At 57.8% G+C, this 282-nt stretch carries 1 protein-coding gene; it reads left to right on the top strand.

Annotated elements, in window-relative coordinates; all coding sequences use genetic code 11:
- Window positions 1-159 precede the first annotated feature (159 nt).
- The coding region (gene gpW, locus JYB62_RS19720) for a gpW family head-tail joining protein (protein ID WP_137536897.1) at window positions 160-282 on the top strand (123 nt) is incomplete at its 3' end.

Raw genomic sequence — 282 nt, 5'->3', positions numbered from 1 at the left:
CGACTGCTTCGTTTATGCGCTGGCGGCGCTGCGCATCAGTATTTCCCGCTGGCAGCTGGATCTCAGTGCGCTGCTGGCGAGCCTGCAGGAAGAGGATGGTGCAGCAACCAACAAGAAAACACTGGCAGATTACGCCCGTGCCTTATCCGGAGAGGATGAATGACGCGACAGGAAGAACTTGCCGCTGCCCGTGCGGCACTGCATGACCTGATGACAGGTAAACGGGTGGCAACAGTACAGAAAGACGGACGAAGGGTGGAGTTTACGGCCACTTCCGTGTCT

Origin of the sequence: Algoriphagus lutimaris, from assembly GCF_017051705.1 — a bacterium.
Lineage (GTDB): Bacteria > Bacteroidota > Bacteroidia > Cytophagales > Cyclobacteriaceae > Algoriphagus > Algoriphagus lutimaris.
Note: the sequence above shows the minus strand (reverse complement) of the source record. Positions and strands in the feature narration are given on the sequence as shown.